The organism is Mycobacterium scrofulaceum, assembly GCF_002086735.1.
In the GTDB taxonomy this organism is placed as follows: domain Bacteria; phylum Actinomycetota; class Actinomycetes; order Mycobacteriales; family Mycobacteriaceae; genus Mycobacterium; species Mycobacterium scrofulaceum.
The window spans coordinates 1-1,322 of the sequence record NZ_MVIJ01000137.1 but is presented as its reverse complement, the minus strand read 5'-3'; the positions used below and the strand labels follow the sequence as shown (position 1 = coordinate 1,322).

Annotated in this window: 1 protein-coding gene; it reads left to right on the top strand. The window is 63.6% G+C overall.

All coding sequences use genetic code 11. The features are described from left to right. The first annotated feature begins 75 nt into the window (after positions 1-75). The gene (locus tag BST44_RS29115; RefSeq protein WP_208618391.1) at positions 76-1,308 is read left to right on the top strand and encodes an integrase catalytic domain-containing protein; all 1,233 of its coding nucleotides are present in this window, start codon (positions 76-78) and stop codon (positions 1,306-1,308) included. The last annotated feature ends 14 nt before the right edge of the window (positions 1,309-1,322 follow it).

The window sequence follows — 1,322 nt, the reverse complement described above, 5'->3', positions numbered from 1 at the left end:
CGCGTTGACTCGTCAGAAATGCGCGCGAAAGGGTGGGTCGTTGCCTCACCGGAAATGCGCGCGTACGCCCAGTGGATGGGGTTGACGTTGGCAGAGCGCAGAGCAATCACCGAGACGGTCGCGATCCGCTACCAGCAGGCGAGCAAGCGCGCTAAGAGTCGGATTCTCGATGAGTTGTGCGCCAATACCGGGTGGCATCGCAGCCATGCCCGCAAGGCCCTCAAGGCCGCACTGGTGCCCACGGTGGTGATCGCGCGCAAGCCACGGCCGGTGACGTACGGCGATGATGTCATCGCTGCGTTGATCCGCTGCTGGGTGGTGCTCGACAGGCCGGCGGGCAAACGGCTTGCACCCATGCTCATAGAGCTGGTGGCCGTACTGCGCTACTTCGGGGAGCTGATCATCGATGACGCCACCGCGGAGTTGTTGGTGTCGATGTCGGCGGCCACCATCGATCGCCGTCTGGCCCCAGAACGGGCCAAATACCAGCTTCGGGGGCGTGTTGGGACGAAGCCGGGATCGCTGCTCAAAAGCCAGATCCCGGTGCGCACCTGGGCCGAGTGGGACGACGCTCGACCCGGGTTCGTCGAGATCGATCTGGTCTGGCACGACGGCGGCACCCGCGGTGGGGGTCATGCCTTCACCTTGACGGTCACCGACGTCGCCACCGGCTGGACCGAGAACCGCTCGGTGCCCGACAAGAGCGCCAAATGCGTGCTGGCAGCACTCAACGGCATCGCCCGCAAGATGCCCTTCCCGATCGTGGGCGTGGACTGCGACAACGGATCGGAATTCATCAACGACCACCTGCTCGACTGGTGCCAAGGCCGCCAGATCACCTTCACCCGGGCGCGGCCGGGCAACAAAAACGACGGCTGTCACGTCGAGCAAAAGAACTGGACGGTGGTGCGCACCGTGGTCGGCTACCACCGTTACGACAGCCCCGCAGAACTGTTGCTACTCAACGAGATCTGGCAGCTGCAGTCCAAGCTGACCAACTACTTCTACCCCCAGCAGAAGCTGATATCCAAAACCCGTCACGGCGCCAAGGTGGCCAAAAAGCACGACACCGCCGCCACCCCATTTCACCGCGCAATCGATCACCCCACCATGACCGTGGAACGCATCGTGGCGTTGACTCGCGACTACTCGCTGATCAATCCCGCCGCCACCCAACGCCAAGTTCACGCCCTGACCACCCAGCTGCTGACCCTGGCCACCAGCAAAGCCGGACCCGGCGCCCAAGCTCAAGTCAACAAGCGCGCACGTTTACGTGAGGCAACGAATCCGCCTTCGCGCGCATCTTGACGTGAGGCAACAGG

What these genes read in the sequence shown, in the direction of transcription:
- BST44_RS29115 (WP_208618391.1), top strand. Translation starts at nt 76, where the DNA reads ATGGGGTTGACGTTGGCAGAGCGCAGAGCAATCACCGAGACGGTCGCG.